The sequence below is a fragment of the Dysgonomonas termitidis genome, from assembly GCF_042654545.1.
GTDB classification, from domain to species: domain Bacteria; phylum Bacteroidota; class Bacteroidia; order Bacteroidales; family Dysgonomonadaceae; genus Dysgonomonas; species Dysgonomonas termitidis.
Map to the genome: position 1 here is coordinate 109,034 of NZ_JBHSGN010000050.1, position 17,025 is coordinate 126,058.

At 46.3% G+C, this 17,025-nt stretch carries 13 protein-coding genes; 8 read left to right on the top strand and 5 right to left on the bottom strand.

Annotated features, from left to right (window positions below):
• Positions 1–65 precede the first annotated feature (65 nt).
• Genes ACFO6W_RS06175 through ACFO6W_RS06185 form a run of 3 tightly spaced genes read right to left on the bottom strand, consistent with a single transcriptional unit; the run spans position 66 to position 3,429 of the window.
• Positions 66–1,367, bottom strand: coding sequence for a DUF3440 domain-containing protein (locus ACFO6W_RS06175; protein ID WP_379994512.1), 1,302 nt, complete (start codon positions 1,365–1,367; stop codon positions 66–68).
• Between the two features lie 2 nt (positions 1,368–1,369).
• Complete coding sequence (locus tag ACFO6W_RS06180; RefSeq protein ID WP_379994513.1) at positions 1,370–1,795, bottom strand: hypothetical protein; 426 nt, start codon at positions 1,793–1,795, stop codon at positions 1,370–1,372.
• Positions 1,792–3,429 (bottom strand): DEAD/DEAH box helicase, encoded by a 1,638-nt coding sequence (locus tag ACFO6W_RS06185; protein WP_379994514.1) that lies wholly within the window; start codon positions 3,427–3,429, stop codon positions 1,792–1,794. Before ACFO6W_RS06185 ends, ACFO6W_RS06180 begins: the two co-directional genes overlap by 4 nt.
• Before the next feature lie 404 nt (positions 3,430–3,833).
• Between ACFO6W_RS06185 and ACFO6W_RS06190 the strand changes: the two genes are divergently transcribed.
• The gene (locus ACFO6W_RS06190) at positions 3,834–4,439 is read left to right on the top strand and encodes a TetR/AcrR family transcriptional regulator (RefSeq protein ID WP_379994515.1); all 606 of its coding nucleotides are present in this window, start codon (positions 3,834–3,836) and stop codon (positions 4,437–4,439) included.
• Between the two features lie 424 nt (positions 4,440–4,863).
• On the opposite strand, the gene ACFO6W_RS06195 is transcribed toward ACFO6W_RS06190, so the two are convergent.
• Together ACFO6W_RS06195 and ACFO6W_RS06200 are read right to left on the bottom strand one after the other, a co-directional pair.
• Positions 4,864–5,202, bottom strand: a complete 339-nt coding sequence (locus ACFO6W_RS06195) for a nuclear transport factor 2 family protein (protein ID WP_379994516.1) — start codon at positions 5,200–5,202, stop codon at positions 4,864–4,866.
• 21 nt (positions 5,203–5,223) lie between these two features.
• Entirely contained in the window at positions 5,224–6,018 is a 795-nt protein-coding gene (locus ACFO6W_RS06200; protein WP_379994517.1) for an SDR family oxidoreductase, read from the bottom strand.
• A gap of 32 nt (positions 6,019–6,050) precedes the next feature.
• On the opposite strand from ACFO6W_RS06200, the gene ACFO6W_RS06205 reads away from it, so the two are divergent.
• The 7 genes from ACFO6W_RS06205 (at position 6,051) to ACFO6W_RS06235 (ending at position 16,980) form a co-directional block, all read left to right on the top strand.
• A complete protein-coding gene (locus ACFO6W_RS06205) occupies positions 6,051–6,530 on the top strand; it encodes a winged helix-turn-helix transcriptional regulator (RefSeq protein ID WP_379994518.1) in 480 nt (159 codons plus the stop codon).
• Between the two features lie 306 nt (positions 6,531–6,836).
• Entirely contained in the window at positions 6,837–7,466 is a 630-nt protein-coding gene (locus tag ACFO6W_RS06210; RefSeq protein WP_379994519.1) for a DUF3575 domain-containing protein, read from the top strand.
• Between the two features lie 50 nt (positions 7,467–7,516).
• On the top strand, positions 7,517–8,569 hold the full coding sequence (locus ACFO6W_RS06215) for an OmpA family protein (RefSeq protein WP_379994520.1): 1,053 nt from the start codon (positions 7,517–7,519) through the stop codon (positions 8,567–8,569).
• Positions 8,570–8,686: 117 nt separating this feature from the next.
• On the top strand, positions 8,687–9,991 hold the full coding sequence (locus tag ACFO6W_RS06220; RefSeq protein ID WP_379994521.1) for an Mfa1 family fimbria major subunit: 1,305 nt from the start codon (positions 8,687–8,689) through the stop codon (positions 9,989–9,991).
• 197 nt (positions 9,992–10,188) lie between these two features.
• Positions 10,189–11,124: a FimB/Mfa2 family fimbrial subunit gene (locus ACFO6W_RS06225; protein ID WP_379994522.1), complete on the top strand. Its 936-nt coding sequence runs from the start codon at positions 10,189–10,191 to the stop codon at positions 11,122–11,124.
• 133 nt (positions 11,125–11,257) lie between these two features.
• A complete protein-coding gene (locus ACFO6W_RS06230; RefSeq protein WP_379994524.1) occupies positions 11,258–14,101 on the top strand; it encodes a BACON domain-containing protein in 2,844 nt (947 codons plus the stop codon).
• 38 nt (positions 14,102–14,139) lie between these two features.
• Positions 14,140–16,980, top strand: a complete 2,841-nt coding sequence (locus ACFO6W_RS06235) for a BACON domain-containing protein (RefSeq protein WP_379994525.1) — start codon at positions 14,140–14,142, stop codon at positions 16,978–16,980.
• Positions 16,981–17,025 lie beyond the last annotated feature (45 nt).

Consider the following 17,025-nt stretch of genomic DNA (forward strand, 5'->3'; position numbering starts at 1 on the left):
ATCAGGTATTTCCGCTACCAAACGGCAAAGCTCTGTAATTAAATTTTGTATAGTTTGATTTGCTTTCATAGTATATTCCTGTATTTATCCAGTAATTCTTTTTGTCTGAGTATCTGGCGCCTGGTGATGGAAAAGGAAAGCGTGTGGCAGGTGATATCGTTTTTCAATATGGCCATGCACATGCGTTTCCATGAGAGGAAATCCGTCTTGTTGTCTAATCCCGGCAATACATCGGGAATGGTTTTGAACTTTACCACATACTTATCCCCTTTTCCCCGGTTACTGAAAGTGCGGGTATTAACAATGGTGTCAGGGTCAAGCTCTCCAATGTCTTCGTCGGCAACCGGGCATCCCGTCCTGTTCCAGTAACGGATGAAGCGGATGAACTTGGTCACGTAAATATTCCGGGTTTCTTCCGGCAGGGTATCCAGCAGGAACTTGCAGTAGCTTTTCCATGTATGGCCTTCCGGTAGGGTGATCCTTCGCGCACCCGTGGCTTTGGTTCCACAATAGATATTCCCGAAATTAGCGCCGCTGACCCTGTCCACCACCCGAACCCATGTATCCGGCTCCAGTACCTTGAACAGGTTCAACCCCGCTTTCTGCTCATCCCCGTAAGGTTCGCATATACGCATTTTTGATAAGGGTACTCCCGCTTTGTAAAACAGGTCGTAAATACGGTTATACGGTTTGCGGAATTTCCCGTTATATACCCAGATATCGGAAGTTTTCCAATCGAATACCGGATAAAAATTGTAAACCGTATCCGATATGCGTGTGGAATATTTCTTGTCTTCGAATGTTACTTTATCATCCCTGCTGACAGCACGGTAGCGGTTCAGGCTCTCATCCGAGCGGATACCGACCAGGCAAGCTGTTCTCCCCGCACTTTTAAAACTATTGAGCCAGTCCCCGAAACGGGCGATAAACTCTTCGAAAGTCATATTTTGCTTATAGAAACCGAAAGGGTTGTTTTCTTCACCAATGACAAAAGGATGTTCCGGCATAGGGCGCACCCATTTCTCTTTCTTGTCCGGATCCCAGAATATCCAGTACGGTTCGTACATGGATACGGCATTGGTGGTTGTCATGGGTAGGCACACCCAGTACGGCTCGATCAGGTCGGCGTTTTCCATGTACATCTTTTCCACAAAATCCATCGTGGCTTTATAAGATGCTTCCACGTCGATATGCAGCAGCGATATTTTGCGGGTTATCCGGTGGCTCCGCATATAGTCCAGCACCAGGTTGAGAAGCACCCCGCTGTCTTTGCCGCCCGAAAACGATACGTATATGTTATCGAAACGGGAAAAGATATAGCCGATACGCTCCATTGCTTTCCTATACACGTCCTTTTCCTGCATCATGATCAGATAACTTTTACCATTTTGGCATACCGGACAGCCTTCCTTTCCAGTGTAAAGCCGAGTTTTTCCAATAGGGGGAACTCATGCTCTTCAGCCATGAAAGTTACGACTATTCCTTTTTCCATATCCGGAAGGGCTTTCTCCAGCAGCATTTCCAGCACCTCGTTATCCTGCCAGGTGAAATCATTACATATATGTCCGTTGCAAACAGACAGGAATCCGGTTACCAGGTTCCTGTTTTTCAGGGATACATACCACAGGTGGTCTTCCGTGTTCTTGAACGGATAGCCCCCGTTCATCCGTATCACCACCGGGTTCATTACAAAAGGGCCTATCAGGTTGTGCAACCGTATGTCCGTGCCCCATATTTTTTCAATGCGCTGTACCTCCTGAAGGGTTGCCTCTGCTGTATTTATCATTGTACTCATAGGCTTTTTATAAAATGAATAAGTTCTGATTTGTCTGAAAGCGATTGCTTCAGTTCATAGGCCAGCTTCCCTTTCCGTTGCAGGTTACTGACGATAGCCCGGTCTATACCGGAATTGGTAACAAACCGTTTGACCGGTACATTGCCGGCCATTCCGCAATCCTCAATATAAGTGAAGCACCGGCGGTAGTCGGCATAACGGAATGAGAGGCTGAAAAACAGGATCTGACTGAAATTCCGGATGTCGCTCAACCTGAAGTCCGGGAAATAGAGCGTGGATATCAGGTACTTTTTCCCTTCAAGCATAAATTGCTCTTTTTCCTTTGTGAAACAGCCCTTTCCCCTGTTACCGATGACCGCGCAATTATCCGCACCCAGAAACATCCGCAGCAGGTCAATCTCGAACAGGAATTTACAGAATATGATGCTTTTGTCTTCCAGATGCTCCTTTAACAGGGGGAGTTTGTTCGTGTCATAACTTTGCACATCACAACCCCTGGCTAAGGGAAAGCCGCACACGATCTTCTGTAACTGGATGAATATGCGGAACACATCATAAAGGCCCAGTTCGTTTTTCTCGATCATCGTGAGCAGTTCGTTTTTTTTCCGGGAATAATAATACCGCTGTTTTTCGGTCAGCTCGCAACAGATGGTTTTCACCGGCTGATCCGGCTGGCTTTCAGGCCGAATTTCGCGGTAATAGGTATATGGCTTCACTTTTTCGACCAGGTATGCAAGGTTTTTATATCCGAGTATCTGGGTTCCGCCATACCCGCCGTAAATAATATGCATTCGGGCGAAATCTTCCCAGCGGTAATAGCGGAGAATCAAACGGCTCAAGAGGTTGTATTGCATATACACGTCATGGATGTTGCCCACTATCATGGATTCGGTCATGATCAATTTATAATTGCACCTGTCCGTAATATCCTCCATTCGGCGGGAGCGCACGGACTGCGGGGATTTGAAGAGATGGCAACTGTCAATAATGACCATCGTCGCCGGATCGGCATCCGCAGCCAGGAGTTGATACCGCCGGATGTTATGGCTAAGGCTTTCGATCGGGACAAGAAACACCGGAAAGAAAAGGTCTTCCCAAAGACTGAAAAACTTTTCTTTAAAAGGCTCTATGTCGGCATGCGGAAGAAAGATAAATAACCGGCGTATTTGCCCGGCCCTGCGCCTGCTCCCGGCGAGTCCGATAGCGGCAGACCACCTGAAAGAACGGGATTCCGAGATCAGGGCTGCCGCTTTCCGTGTGCAGAGGAAACGGACTGCATCCCGTTCTTCCTGGGAAGCGCCGGACAAAAAGGGGGAGGTGTTATCCCTCAGGCGCAGGTGTAACGGAATATTGCGGCATTGCAATTCACAATCATGGAGGATCTCATACAACTGTTCATTCAGGTTCCCTTTTATCTGTTCGGCCTCCCGGTCGCACCAGCTTTCATTATAGACATCCGAACGTATCCTCACAAAAAGTTGCAACCTGGCATTTATAACCTCAAAGAATACTTTTATAGTAACCGGGTAAGGACAATCAAGGCTATACGGGATATATAGTCTTGTTCCTGACGGCGACTGGTATATGGCCGCCCCTTTGATACGGTGCCGGAGTTTTTCTAAAAGATATTCCATAAAGCACATGTATTAATTCATAAATACCGTTTTATAAGCAGCATAATTACATATGCTTGGGCCATATCATGCCTTATGGTATAACCACGGAAAGCATTACAGATACAAAAAAAAAGAAAAACAGTACGTATATACTGTTTGCAAAAATATAAAATTATTCGTTTATACAAGTACTTTGATAGATTTTTTAGTAAATTTACATCATAATCCCGGATTTATAACAGCCTTGCGGAGTTCGATAAAATCTGTTATCCTTTTTATTTTCAAGTCTATGTATATGTAAATCCGTTTATTTGAAAGACAAGTGATTGGTTAAACCCCGTTATTGGCCGGAATACATGCCGATTATAAAAAATATAAAATAAACAGTATATTTGTATCTTCTATTTTCAGTATACAACAAAATGACCAAAGGCAGGAATATCAAAGAAACAATCCAGGAAGAAGCTTTCAGGCTGTTCCTGTCAAAACCATACGATAAGGTAACTTATACGGATCTGGAAAAAGCCACCGGCTTCAGCAGGGGCGCCATACTGCACCACTTCAAGACAAAACTATCCCTTCTCGAACAGGTTGTTGACAAATACGTCTTCAAGAACAACTCGGTATTCGACCTCTACAATGAACAAATAGGGATGAGTTTCCTGAGTTTTATCCATATATATTGTGACTGGGTGGAAAACCGGAAAAGGGAATTCAGGAGTATGGGAGTGGAAAACTACAGTCTCGCCGTGGTTAACATAGCTATGCAGGCATCCTATTTCTATCCCGGCATGGTGCAAAAATTGTCCGAATTCTCTTTAAAAGAGAGGGAAATCTGGAGTTATATCCTAAGGCGCGGAATTGAATCGGGAGAGCTTCGCAAAGACATCGACATTCCTTTTATCGCCCATAATCTCCAGGACACATATTACGGAACCGCCTTCACGGGATTAGCCCGTCCCGATGGGGCTGATATCCCATTTTTAAGGAAGCGGTTCTTGCACATTTATGAATCGATAAAAGCCTGACCTGATTTAAGGTTCAGGTTTTCAATCCGGAGCGTGTAAATTTCACAAGACTGCATACCGTATCTTTTGATATACACAACAAGCAGCATAAGTATTTCATCACAAACTGCTTATAACGATATTAAGATGATAGCTTACTACTATATACTATTATAAGACTCTCCTTTTTCATCCCTTTCCATATTTTTGTCGGACAGTATGTGTATACTCTTTCGAAAATAATATCTGTTCAAAATATACATAACAGCATTTAGTACAAAAATAAGCACACAATAATCCCTAAGATCATTGAGATATTATATAAAAACATTTAAGAAGTTTGTTTTTATATGCAAACACTACTTTTTGAGACAAGGTTGATGGGATATCAGCCTTGTTTATTTTCATTAGATGCCACAGGGGATTTGTTAAATTTATTCATGTCTTACTCATTGCTGAGAATAATTTCTAAACGAGTAATCTTGCTGTCTTTTGTTTCCATATGATAGTCCAAAGCAACCGGGCTTCCGTCAAAATCTCCTGAGACAACAGCCGTAAGAATAGCCTTTGAATCGGTTCCTGAATATTTCGTTGGCTTCATTCTTGTCTTGAATTGTTGATTGGCGTCTTCAATCCAATTCTTTATGGCCTTTTGACCCTTATATTCTTTTTCTTCGTCAATGACAAGTGCTGTTTCTGAGAAACAGTCGGCATAGGCCTCGCTGTCATAATTTTTCTGTGCTGCTAATAAGTCTGATATGACTTTCGGTAATTTTAAATGCATTGTTCTTGTTTTTTTAAGTTATTATATAGTGGGAATAGTCCCTCCGTCAATTATATATTCTGTTCCTGTCAGGTATCCGGCTCGGGGCGAGACTAAAAAGCCGACAAATTCCGCAATATCTTCGGGTTGGGCAGGCCTTCCGATAGGTATTCCTCCCAATGCATCCATCACACTCTGTGTGGCTTGCTCTACCGTGATGTTTGAACTTTCTGCGATTCTTTCCATCATCCGGGTAGCAGAACCGGTCATAATCCAACCGGGGGAAACCGTCAATACACGCACTCCTTTGGAAGAAACCTCTTTGGACAGACCTTTGCTGTAATTAATCAACCCGGCTTTGGCTGCTGCATAAGGAAGAGTGGATTCATGCAGAGGTAATCTTCCCTGAATGGATGCGATATGAATGATAACGCCATTTTCCTGTTCTATCATTTGCGGTAAAAAGCCTCTGTCTAGACGGACGGGCGCAAGTAGATTGGTCTTGATCCCCGTTTCCCAATCTTCATCTGTTAGAGCGGCAAAGCCTCCTCCCGGAGTTTCTGAGGCACCAAGGTTATTTACTAAAATATCGAGTCTGCCGAATTTCAATAAAACCCCTTCCACCACTTTTTGAGTCCCTTCCGGCCTACTTAAATCAGCGGGAATAAAATACAGGTTGGAGTTTTCCTCTTCCGGTTCATTTCTTGCCGTAATGACAACGGTTGCCCCTGCTTTTAGCAACCGTTCCGCGATTGCTTTTCCTGCACCTTTGGTTCCACCTGTTACCAATGCTATTTTGCCAGACAACTCATTCTTAAAATTAAATTCCTGTTTCATACTTTGTTTTTTTTGATACAAAATTAGGATGTATGCCGAATTTATACAAGTACGGAAAAACGAATCGGATAGGGATAAATTATTCTCCTATTGTACAATTTTGGACATATGAATATATTTGTACCATGTATGAAAGAAAGATACCGTTAAGCTTGAATTGCGGGCTCGACCTGATTGGCGAAGTCCTCTACGGCAAATGGAAAATCCGCCTATTGTGGTTTATCCATGAAGGGTATAAACGTCCGAGTGAATTGCAACGTAAAATCCCTGATGCTTCCCGCAGAGTCCTCAATATACAGTTGAAAGAGCTGGAGGAACATGAACTGATTACGAAAACGATTTATCCGGTAGTCCCGCCAAAGGTTGAATACAGCCTGACTGAATTTGGCGAAACATTAATTCCCGTTCTTTCAGCGCTAGGGCAATGGGGAGATGAACATCAGGAACGTTTACGGTATCTGATATTAAAGCGATTAGAGCAGGTTCCCATTGACAAGGACGTAATTCTTTGATATTTTCTGTAAAAGCTTTTCATCCGGGCGATATGGTTTATTTCCTAAAACTTTTGAATAAAGTATGATCATACTAAAAAAGGATGTGTATAAATTTGATCAGGCCACAGCGACTGTTCCCTAATACATGAATAAATAAATCGAATAAGTATTTCATCACAAACTGATTACAACGATATTAAGATGATAGTTTACTACTATATACTATCATTAGACTTTCCTATATCATCCCTTTTACATACTTTTGCAAAACAGTATATTTGTACTTTTTATTGCATTTACTAAAGATATAAAACTTCACATAGGATGTTCAAGCAAACCGTATTGCTATTGGCAGTATCAGTTACCATTTTAACAAATCTGTATTCTCAGGAAATGCGCCGGGATGTTTTTCTGCCGGAAGGAACGGTACTGCCGGCAAGGCTACCCGTGTTGAGTATCAAGACCAACCTGCTGCATGATCTCGCAGCAACGATGAACCTGGGGGCTGAGGCACGCCTGTCGGACTACCTGACCCTGGATCTGTCGGCAAGCTACAATCCCTGGACATTCAGTGATAACCGCAAATGGAAGCATCTGCTGATCCAACCGGAGCTTCGCTACTGGATTCATGAACCGTTCAACGGGCATTATCTGGGAACACACCTGCTCTACAACAACTACAATATCGGCAACCTGGATTTGCCGCTTGATATATTTCCCGAACTGAAAGACTACCGTTTCCAGGGCCATGCCTGGGGCGCAGGCTTCTCCTACGGCTACCAGTGGATACTCTCCCGTCGTTGGAATCTGGAAGCCACCTTTGGTTTCGGGTATGTATATACCGATTACAGCAAATACGAATGCCACACCTGCGGACGTAAAACAAGTGAGGGAAGCAAACACTGGTTCGGCCCCACCAAAGCGGGTGTTTCACTAATCTATATCGTCAAATGAGGTCAGATAGCCTCGAAAACAGATAATAGCTTACTTAAAAGCATAGATTTATGAAGCAATATATTTTAACTGTTTTTTCGTTTTTGATTTCCTTATCCGGATTTTCCCAGGGTCTGATTATAGTAGATGCACGGGAGTTCGGAAAAAGGGATGACAGTCTTTCAGTCGATCTTCTGATCAGGATCAATCCCCTTTCGATAGAAGCAGGACAGGGGCTTTGTATCAGTCCGCAAATAGAAGCAGGCGATTCCTTACTTTCGTTGCCGCCGGTTATCGTACTGGGTGAGAATAAACGGAGGGTGATAGCCCGTTTTAACCGGGATGTGGCGGATAATTCCATATCTGCGCGTATAAGCAACGACACGGTATTGTCCTATGCGGCAAAAGTTCCCTACACCTCATGGATGGATTCGGCCCGCTTGCAGGTACTGCAGGAGACATCGGGCTACCGGGGCAGAAACACCCTGATCGCTTACCGCTTAAATAATGGAGTAAAACAACATGCGGTGTTCCACCCGGAAGATATACCACTTGCAGTCCATCCCACCTCTCACAAATATGCCATAAAACGCCGTCGAGACAAGGCGTATATGGATTTTCCGGCTGATAACTCTGTGATCCTGCCGGGATTCATGCGTAACGCCATAGAACTGGCAAAGATTGAATGTAATCTCCGCGAAGTTCAGGATAATCCGGATGCCCGTTTGCTGGGCCTGTATATAGAGGGTTATGCTTCCCCTGAAGGTTTGTATATCCACAATGAACGCCTTGCCGGGGAGAGAGCCCATGCTCTGAAAGAGTATATTAAAAGCCGATTTTCCATTGATGATAACCTTTTGCGGGTTACTTCCCATGGTGAAGACTGGGAAGGCCTGACGGAACAGGTCAGGGCAAGCAGTTTGCCGCAAAAAGACAGGATATTGGACATAATAGCTACTGTACCGGTTGCCGAAGGCAGGGAGTCGGCCTTAATGCGGTTAGACAAGGGCGTTCCTTACCTCAGGATGCTAAAAGAAATGTTTCCGGCTTTAAGACGGATCGAATACCGGATCGATTATGAAGTGAAGGTATATGGGGAAGGCAAAGAAGAAATAAATGAATAGTAAAAACTTATAAACGTTTGTAAAATAAAAATGAGATAAGACGGATATGATCAGGTGTTACCTTTAATATATTGAGAACCAGTTTTTTATTCTTAAAATTAAATAAAGAAAATGAAAATGAAAACTAAATTTAAGTATGCAACATTACTCACAGTAGCTTCGCTACTAGGTTTTACCGCTTGTTCAAGCGATGATGAAGTAACAGGCAAAACACCGGAAACCGGGACGCCTACCAATTTTTCACTGAGTATTTCACAGCCCGTGACTTATGCGGCCGATCCCAATGCCACTGCCGATGAGGTGACCATAAAGACCGTGGACGTGTATATCTACGATGCCTCCAATGCGTTTATCAAAAGGCAGTCTCTGGTTGTTGCGGATTTCGATGACCTGGGCGATAACAAATGGCAACTGAAAGATGCTAAAAAAATTGCCACCACTACCGGGGCTAAGAATATCTATGTGGGGGTTAACCTGCCGGCAACGCTGGCTACTGCGATTGTCAATACCGATCCAGGCGCTGTTGAGCAGGCTATTACCGCTGCAGCAACCGAACTGGGTAATACGACCACCGGCTTTGCCATGTTCAGCCGCCTGGTAAAAACGCCCACATTGGTAACGACCGGCGATCCGGATTATGCCACGGAAAATACGGTAACGGTAACGGTTGCCCGCCTCCTGGCAAAAGTGGTGGTGCAGGAAGGGAACCCATTCTCCTCATCCGTAACCGGAGGTACGGTATCCGGCCTTCAGTTTGCAGTGAGCAATGTCAACAAGAAATTCTTCCCCTATCCGTCGTCAACCTTCAGAGACCCGAACTGGACATCCCCCTGGAGTGTACTGACGGACTTTATCCCGGCACAAAGCAGTGACTATAAGACAATCAATCCCAATGCAACAGCCATCACTATTGCTGACGCCGTTTATACGACGGAGAATACTTCACAGGGAAATGCCCAGGGTGATCATACCTATGTTTCCGTGCGTGCAACATACACACCTTCCAGTATTGTCAAGCTGAACACTGCCGGAGATGCAGCTTCAGGGTTTACTGCTGATGATTCGTACAATGCAGGAGAGACATTCTATCTGGTAAATGCCGGTGGACAAAAGTATTTCTTTAAGAGCTCGACAGATGCTGCTGCCTATGCCACAGACAAAGGTACATCCGCAATAACATATACCAACGGATTGGCATATTACAATATATTCCTGAATCCGGCGCCTCAAAGCGGCCAGGAAAATAAGTTTGATGTTTTGCGTAATAACATCTATAAGGTGACCATTACCAAGATCAACGGGCTGGGAAAACCGGGAGACATCATCACAGACCCCACTGAAGAAATCGATGAGCCGACCGATATCTCAGTTACACTGGATATCGAACCCTGGACAATAGTTACTCAGGAGAACGAAATCTAAAGAACAAACAAATAATACTGTCCGGCCATCAGTCTTCCCCTGCTGACGGCGAACCTTGTAAAATGCAGGAGGCTGTTCGGGCCGGACGTTTTATTGATACGATTTTCTATTAATCCAATGCATGGCGGGCCAGACCTTGCCAGGTATATTTACCGCTGGAACCATATATGCCAGTAGATAACGAAATGAACAAACTGATGAAACGAGTATTCCGTTTTTTCTCTTATCTTACCACGGTACTCCTGTTGCTGCTGCATTCCTGTATCGGTGAAGATAATACGGACTGCCCTCCCCAAAACGTACGGGTGTATTTTGCTTACCGGACGACCTACTCTCCCGGATTGCTTGATCCGGCTGAAGTGAACCGCTTCAACCTGTTCGTCTTCGACGGGAATGGCAAATTCATCGGGGAATGGATAGACGAAAGCCCCTCGTTAAGTCCTCTGTATTATATGGAGCTTCCATTGGACTACGGAACATATTCTTTTGTCTGCTGGGGCGGATTCACCCAGGATTGCTACCAGGCAAATCCGGAAGCATTCATTCCGGGCCAGACCGATATTAATGAGTGTATGCTGCGCCTGAAAAGGACGGAAAGCAACATCATAGACCATCATCCGAACCATCTTTTCTACGCCAGGCTGGACATTGCGGAAGTAATCAGGCCGGGCATGAACTTTACACTCGACCTGAAACAAATTACCAACACGATCAACGTGACCACCGAGGGAATCGATTTCCCGGAACATACTTACAGCCTGTATATCGAAGACGATAACGGCGACCATACATTCGACAATTCCTGTGCTTCGCTTACGAAGCTACGCTATATATCACCTTGCTCGAAAGATAAGGACGGGCAACCCTACGGCTCTCTGCGCGTACTCTCCCTGAACGAGCAGCGGCCCACGCCGGAGTTGGTACTGACAAACGAAATTACCGGTAAAATATTCTTTTCGGCAAATTTGGTGGAACTGATCCTCAAGCTCAGGGAGCAAGGGATAACCGTCGATCTGGAGGATATTCATACCTACGACATCCACCTGAAATTCATGAAAGTATCGGATACGGACATGGATGTGCAGGTTTCCATCAACGGATGGATAATTAACGAAACACTGAATGAAATATAAAAAGAAAGCATTATAAGTAAAAGTGTGTGTATGTATAAAACCAGGCGGGACGAGATAATCTGCGTGGTTAATAAGCAAACGGGCGACGTACGGTCTGGGAATATAAACACACAGGATATAATACTGTAAAATAATGAAAAGATTAAAAATGATATCTTTTTTGCATACTCTGACATTTCTGATGCTGGGGTGCATGCTGTTTTCATGTTCGGAAGAACGGGAAACTTTCCACCCTTCCGCCGGAAACAATACGGAGCTGGCTTTCGGTGTGAATCTTCCCGCTTCCTCACCCGGGACGTATGCCCTGACGGCAACGGACGAAAACAAACTTGCACACGTATACGTGCTGGCCTTCAAAGCCGAAAGTGGCCAATACAAGCTTTACGACTGGGCTGAAACCGGCACGATACAGGACAACGGAGAGATCAGCAAAAAGAAATTTACGGTAACCTTCACACGCCTGAAACAGAACGAGGCTTACAGGTTTGTCCTCCTGGGCAATGCGAAGCCGGAAGTTAACGCCCTGTTTGATGGCGGTACCGGAGAGGGAGCGGAAAAAAATGCGATGCTTGCGCAGTTGCAACTGTCGGGCATTGCCCGCTGGAATAATGATCCGGACAGCAACGGTTACCGCGACATCCCGATGTGGGGTGAAGCTTCGGACGACAAGACAATTACCCCGGGGCTGACCGTCGCAGGCCTGAAACTCCTGCGTATGGCAGCCAGGATAGATGTCACGGTGGGTGAGCCGGCCCAACCGGATTTCAAACTAAAAACTGTACACTTGTATAACAGCCATCAAAAGGCGCGTATCGCACCCGATCCGGCTAACCTGGCGGCAGGTTCTTTGTCGAAAGTGGAAAAACCCACGCTTGCTGCGGGCAGCAATGTCGTCAAAGGACCCTTGGACTATACCGTTTCGAATGATATATCGCTCGAAAGCAGCATCTATACCTTTGAATCGGAGGTTCCTTATGAAAACAGTATTCCCGTAACCGATAAAATGACCTGCCTGGTGGTCGGCGGAGTTTACGGCAACGACGCCACCCCGACTTATTACAGGATAGACCTTGTGAAACAAGAGGATGACAACACCCTCTCGTACCGGGACATCCTGCGCAACCACCGGTATACCGTCAGGATCACCAAAGTGAAAGGACAGGGATACCAAACGGCCGAAGAGGCCTTTAACGCCAAAGCCGTGAATATAGAAGCAGAAGTCATTGCTTTGGATGAGGCGGATATTACCGGAATCGTATCCGACGGGCAATACTGGCTGGCCGTATCCCAGGAAACCTTCACTTTTTCGCGTGACAGCCGTACGGCTTTGAGCAAAGACAATACGTTGACGGTGAAAACAGATTACCCCGGCGGGTGGAGTGCAAAGCAAATCGCAGATGGCGGCAATAACCCCGTAAGCTGGCTTTCGGTTAGTTCTGCCGGGGGGTATTCCGGTTCCACGGATATAAAACTGATCCTGGAGGAAAATACGGGATCAGACCGTACGGCGTATATCTACCTGAAAGCAGGACGCCTGGTTTACAAAGTAACCGTGACGCAGACCATTACGTCAGGTATTGAGCTGTATATTAAAGATGCCGGGGGAAATGAAATTTCCGAACTGTTCTTCCGGGAACCGATCGGCGTACAGCCTGCCGCACAGAAATTCGGTTTGTTCTGGTTCCCGGCAACATCGGATGTAACGGTGAGTAGCCAGATGGCAGGAACGACGCCCTTTACCTTTGACATTACCGGAGGATCGGATAAACCGGTCACATTCAATAATGGTTCCGGTGAAATATGGTACAACACAATCCTTCCTCCCGCTATCTCCGGTGCGGATGTGGCGGATGATCCTTTTAAGGAATGTATTTCGAGATTCGATTTCACGATATATAACGGTCAACGCTATATGACAAAGAGCCTCTTCTTACGCCAGGCAACTTACAACCTGGTCGTAACTGTAATCGACGGGTTTTACCACCTCGACGGCAGCAATTATATGTTTGCAGTAGAAAGTAACACCGGATGGCGGATCAAGTCGGTAACGGATAACAGCAGCTTGCTTAACCTGCAAGGGCAGGACAATTTAATACCGGGAGTCGGTGACGGGAATAATACCTCCGTGACCTACACTCCGATACGTTTTACAGTAAAAAACAGGCCCACTGATGCTGTATCCGACATGGTAACCATCGTGCTCGAAAGCACGGAAACCCAAAAAAAGTTTAATGACGTAACCCTCAACTTTAACCTGATGGGGCAAATCATATCTCCACCGGCACACAAAGGCTGGGCAGGCAGTAATATCTACTATGACCAGACATTGGGACACCTGACCTTTGATGACGTAGGTGTAACCGATCACATGTACTACAACGGCGTTATCTTCAAGTGGGGCAGCCTGTATGGCATTTCACCTATCCAAAATTATACTGTTCTCACAAAAAGATACCCGCCTGACGGAGGAACAACGACAGGAGGATCATATGATGATATACCTTTTATCTCCGATGCAACGAATGTACCCTCAAACAGGGACAGGGCTTATCTGTATGAAGTTACGGATGGGAACTCAGGGAAAGGAGACATATGCAGGTGGCTGACGAAGAAAGGCTATGCGCCTGCCGGAAAGAAATGGCGCATGCCCACATCGCGGGAGTTCGACGGTAGTTATACATATCAAACCGGAACTTTCGGTAATCATGAATATGGAACAGGCGCTGTGAGAAGTGGTGTGAGCAAAACGGGCACTGCTGCATTCTTCCCCATGTCTCACTATCGCCATTGTACCGGAGCTCTACAGGAGAGCGCCAGTACGGGTAACGGTTATTACTGGACGGCTTCCCCGGGAGGTACAAACGCATACTTAATGAAATATTCCAATAAGTTTGCAGGTATATTCAACGGCGCTGATATCTACCATGAAACAGAAGGCCGGTGCAGGGCTCACCCCGTGCGCTGTGTGGTGGAATAAGTATCAAGATTCAATACAAAGAAATCACTCGTATAACGATGAAAAGAAAAAGAAGAATTCATATTTTATATATATTGGCATTCCTGTTGGCGGGGTGCATGCTGCCTTCATGCTCGGAAGAGCAGGACATCACCCCTATTTCCGGCAGGAACAATACAGAACTGGCTTTCAGCGTGAATCTTCCCGCTTCCTCACCCGGGACGTATGCCCTGACGGCAACGGACGAAAACAAACTTGCACACGTATACGTGCTGGCCTTCAAACCGGAGGGTGGTCAATACAAGCTGTATGACTGGGCTGAAACCGGCACGATACAGGATAACGGAGAGATCAGCAAAAAGAAATTTACGGTAACATTCACCCGCCTGAAACAGAATGAGGCTTACAGGTTCGTCCTCCTGGGCAATGCGAAACCGGAAGTCGACGCCCTGTTTGAAGGCGGTACCGGAGAGGGTGTGGAAAAAAACACCATGCTTGCGCAGTTGCAGTTGTCGGGCATTACCCGCTGGAACAACGATCCGGGCAGCAACGGTTACCGCGACATCCCGATGTGGGGTGAAGCTTCGGGCGACAAGACAATTACCCCGGGGCTGACCGTCACAGGCCTGAAGCTATTGCGTATGGTAGCCGGGATAGAGGTAATGGTGGGCGATCAGGCCCAGCCGGATTTCAAACTTAAAACGGTACACTTATACAACAGCCATCAAAAGGCGCGTATCGCACCCGATCCGGTTAACCTGGCGGCAGGTTCTTTGTCGAAAGTGGAAAAGCCCACGCTTGCTGCGGGCAGCAATGTCGTCAAAGGGCCCCTGGATTATACCGTGTCGAATGACGTATCGCTCGAAAGCAGCATCTATACTTTTGAATCGGAGGTTCCTTATGAAAACAGTATTCCCGTAACCAATCAAATGACCTGCCTGGTGGTCGGTGGTGTTTACGGCACTGACGCCACCCCGACTTATTACAGGATAGACTTTGTGAAACAAGAGGACAACAACGTTCCCCGGGACATCCTGCGCAATCACAGGTATACCGTCAGGATTACCAAAGTAAAAGGACAGGGATGCCAAACGGCCGAGGAAGCCTTTAACGCCAAAGCCGTGAATATGGAAGCCGAAGTCATTGCCTGGGATGAGGCGGAAATCACGGGGATCGCATCCGACGGGCAATACAGGCTGGCCGTATCCCGGGAAACCTTCACTTTTTCGCGTGACAACCGTACGGCTTTGGGCAAAGACAATACGTTGACGGTGAAAACCGATTACCCCGGGGGGTGGAGTGTAGAGCAAATCACAGATGGCGGCAATCCGGTAAGCTGGCTTTCGGTCAGTTCTGCCGGGGGGAATTCCGGTTCCACGGATATAAAACTGATCCTGGAGGAAAATACGGGATCAGACCGGACGGCGTATATCTACCTGAAAGCAGGACGTCTGGTTTACAAAGTAACCGTGACGCAGACCACTGAGGCGGGTATCGACCTCTATATTAAAGATGCCGGTGGAAATGAAATTTCCGAGCTGTTCTTCCGGGAACCGATCGGCGTACAGCCTGATGCGCAGAAATTCGCGTTGTTCTGGTTCCCGGCAACATCGGATGTAACGGTGAGTAGCCAGATGGTAGGAACGACGTCCTTTCCCCTTGCCCCGGAATCGGATGTACCGGCCACATTCAGTAATGCTTCCGGTGAAATATGGTACAACACAATCTTTCCTACCGCTATCACCAGTGCGGATGTGGCGGATGATCCTTTTATGGAAAAGATCTCGAGGTTCGATTTCACGATAACCAACGGGCAACGCTATATGATGAAGAGCCTCTTCCTGCGCCAGGCAACTTACAACCTGATCGTAACTGCAGCCGACGGGTTTTACCACCTCGACGGCAGCAATTATATGTTTGCAATAGAAAGTAATACCGGATGGCGGATCAAGTCGGTGACGGATAACAGCGGCTTGCTTGCCCTGCAAGGGCAGGATAATTTAATACCGGGAACCGTCGGCGGGAATAATATCTCCCTGACCTATACTCCGATACGTTTTACAGTAAAAAACAGACCCACTGATGCTGTATCCGGCACGGTAACCGTCGTGCTCGAAAGCTCGGAAACCCAAAAAAAGTTCAATGATGTAACCGTCAACTTTAACCTGATGGGACAAATCATATCTCCACCGGCACACAAAGGCTGGGCAGGCAGCAATATCTATTACGACGAGGGATTGGGACGCCTGACCTTCGATGACGTAGGCGTAACCGACCACCAGTATTACAATGGCGTCGTTTTCAAGTGGGGTAGCCTATGGGGCATTTCTCCAAACGGCAGTTATTCTACCAATACTTCTTCCGGCACAAGGCTTTACCCGCCTGAAGGAGGAACAACAACAGGAGGATATGCATATGGTGATATACCTTTTATCTCCGATGCAACGAATATATCTGATAACAGGGACAGGGCTTATCTGTACGAAGTTACGGATGGGAACTCAGGGAAAGGAGACATATGCAGGTGGCTAACGAAGAAGGGCTACGCACCTGCCGGAAAAAAATGGCGCATGCCCACTTCACGTGAATTCAACGGCGATTATTCCCTGCAAACCGGGGATGCCGCTAATAATGCCTATGGAACAAGTCTTGTGGAGAGAGGTGTCAATAAAACAGGCGCAGCTTTTTTCCCTTCTTCTTACTGGCGTAATTGTAGCAGTAGTGTTCAGAGTAATACTACTAATGATGGCAGCTATTACTGGACGGCTTCTCCGGGAGTTACGAACTCATATTTAATGAGTTTTACCCCGAACTTGGGAGGCTGGATCGGCGGTATTAATATCTACCATAATACAGAAGGGCGGTGCAGGGCTCACGCCGTGCGCTGTGTGGTGGAATAAAGAAGTAAAAAAATACAAGTGTAGTTTTGTAAAGTTTGTGTTAAG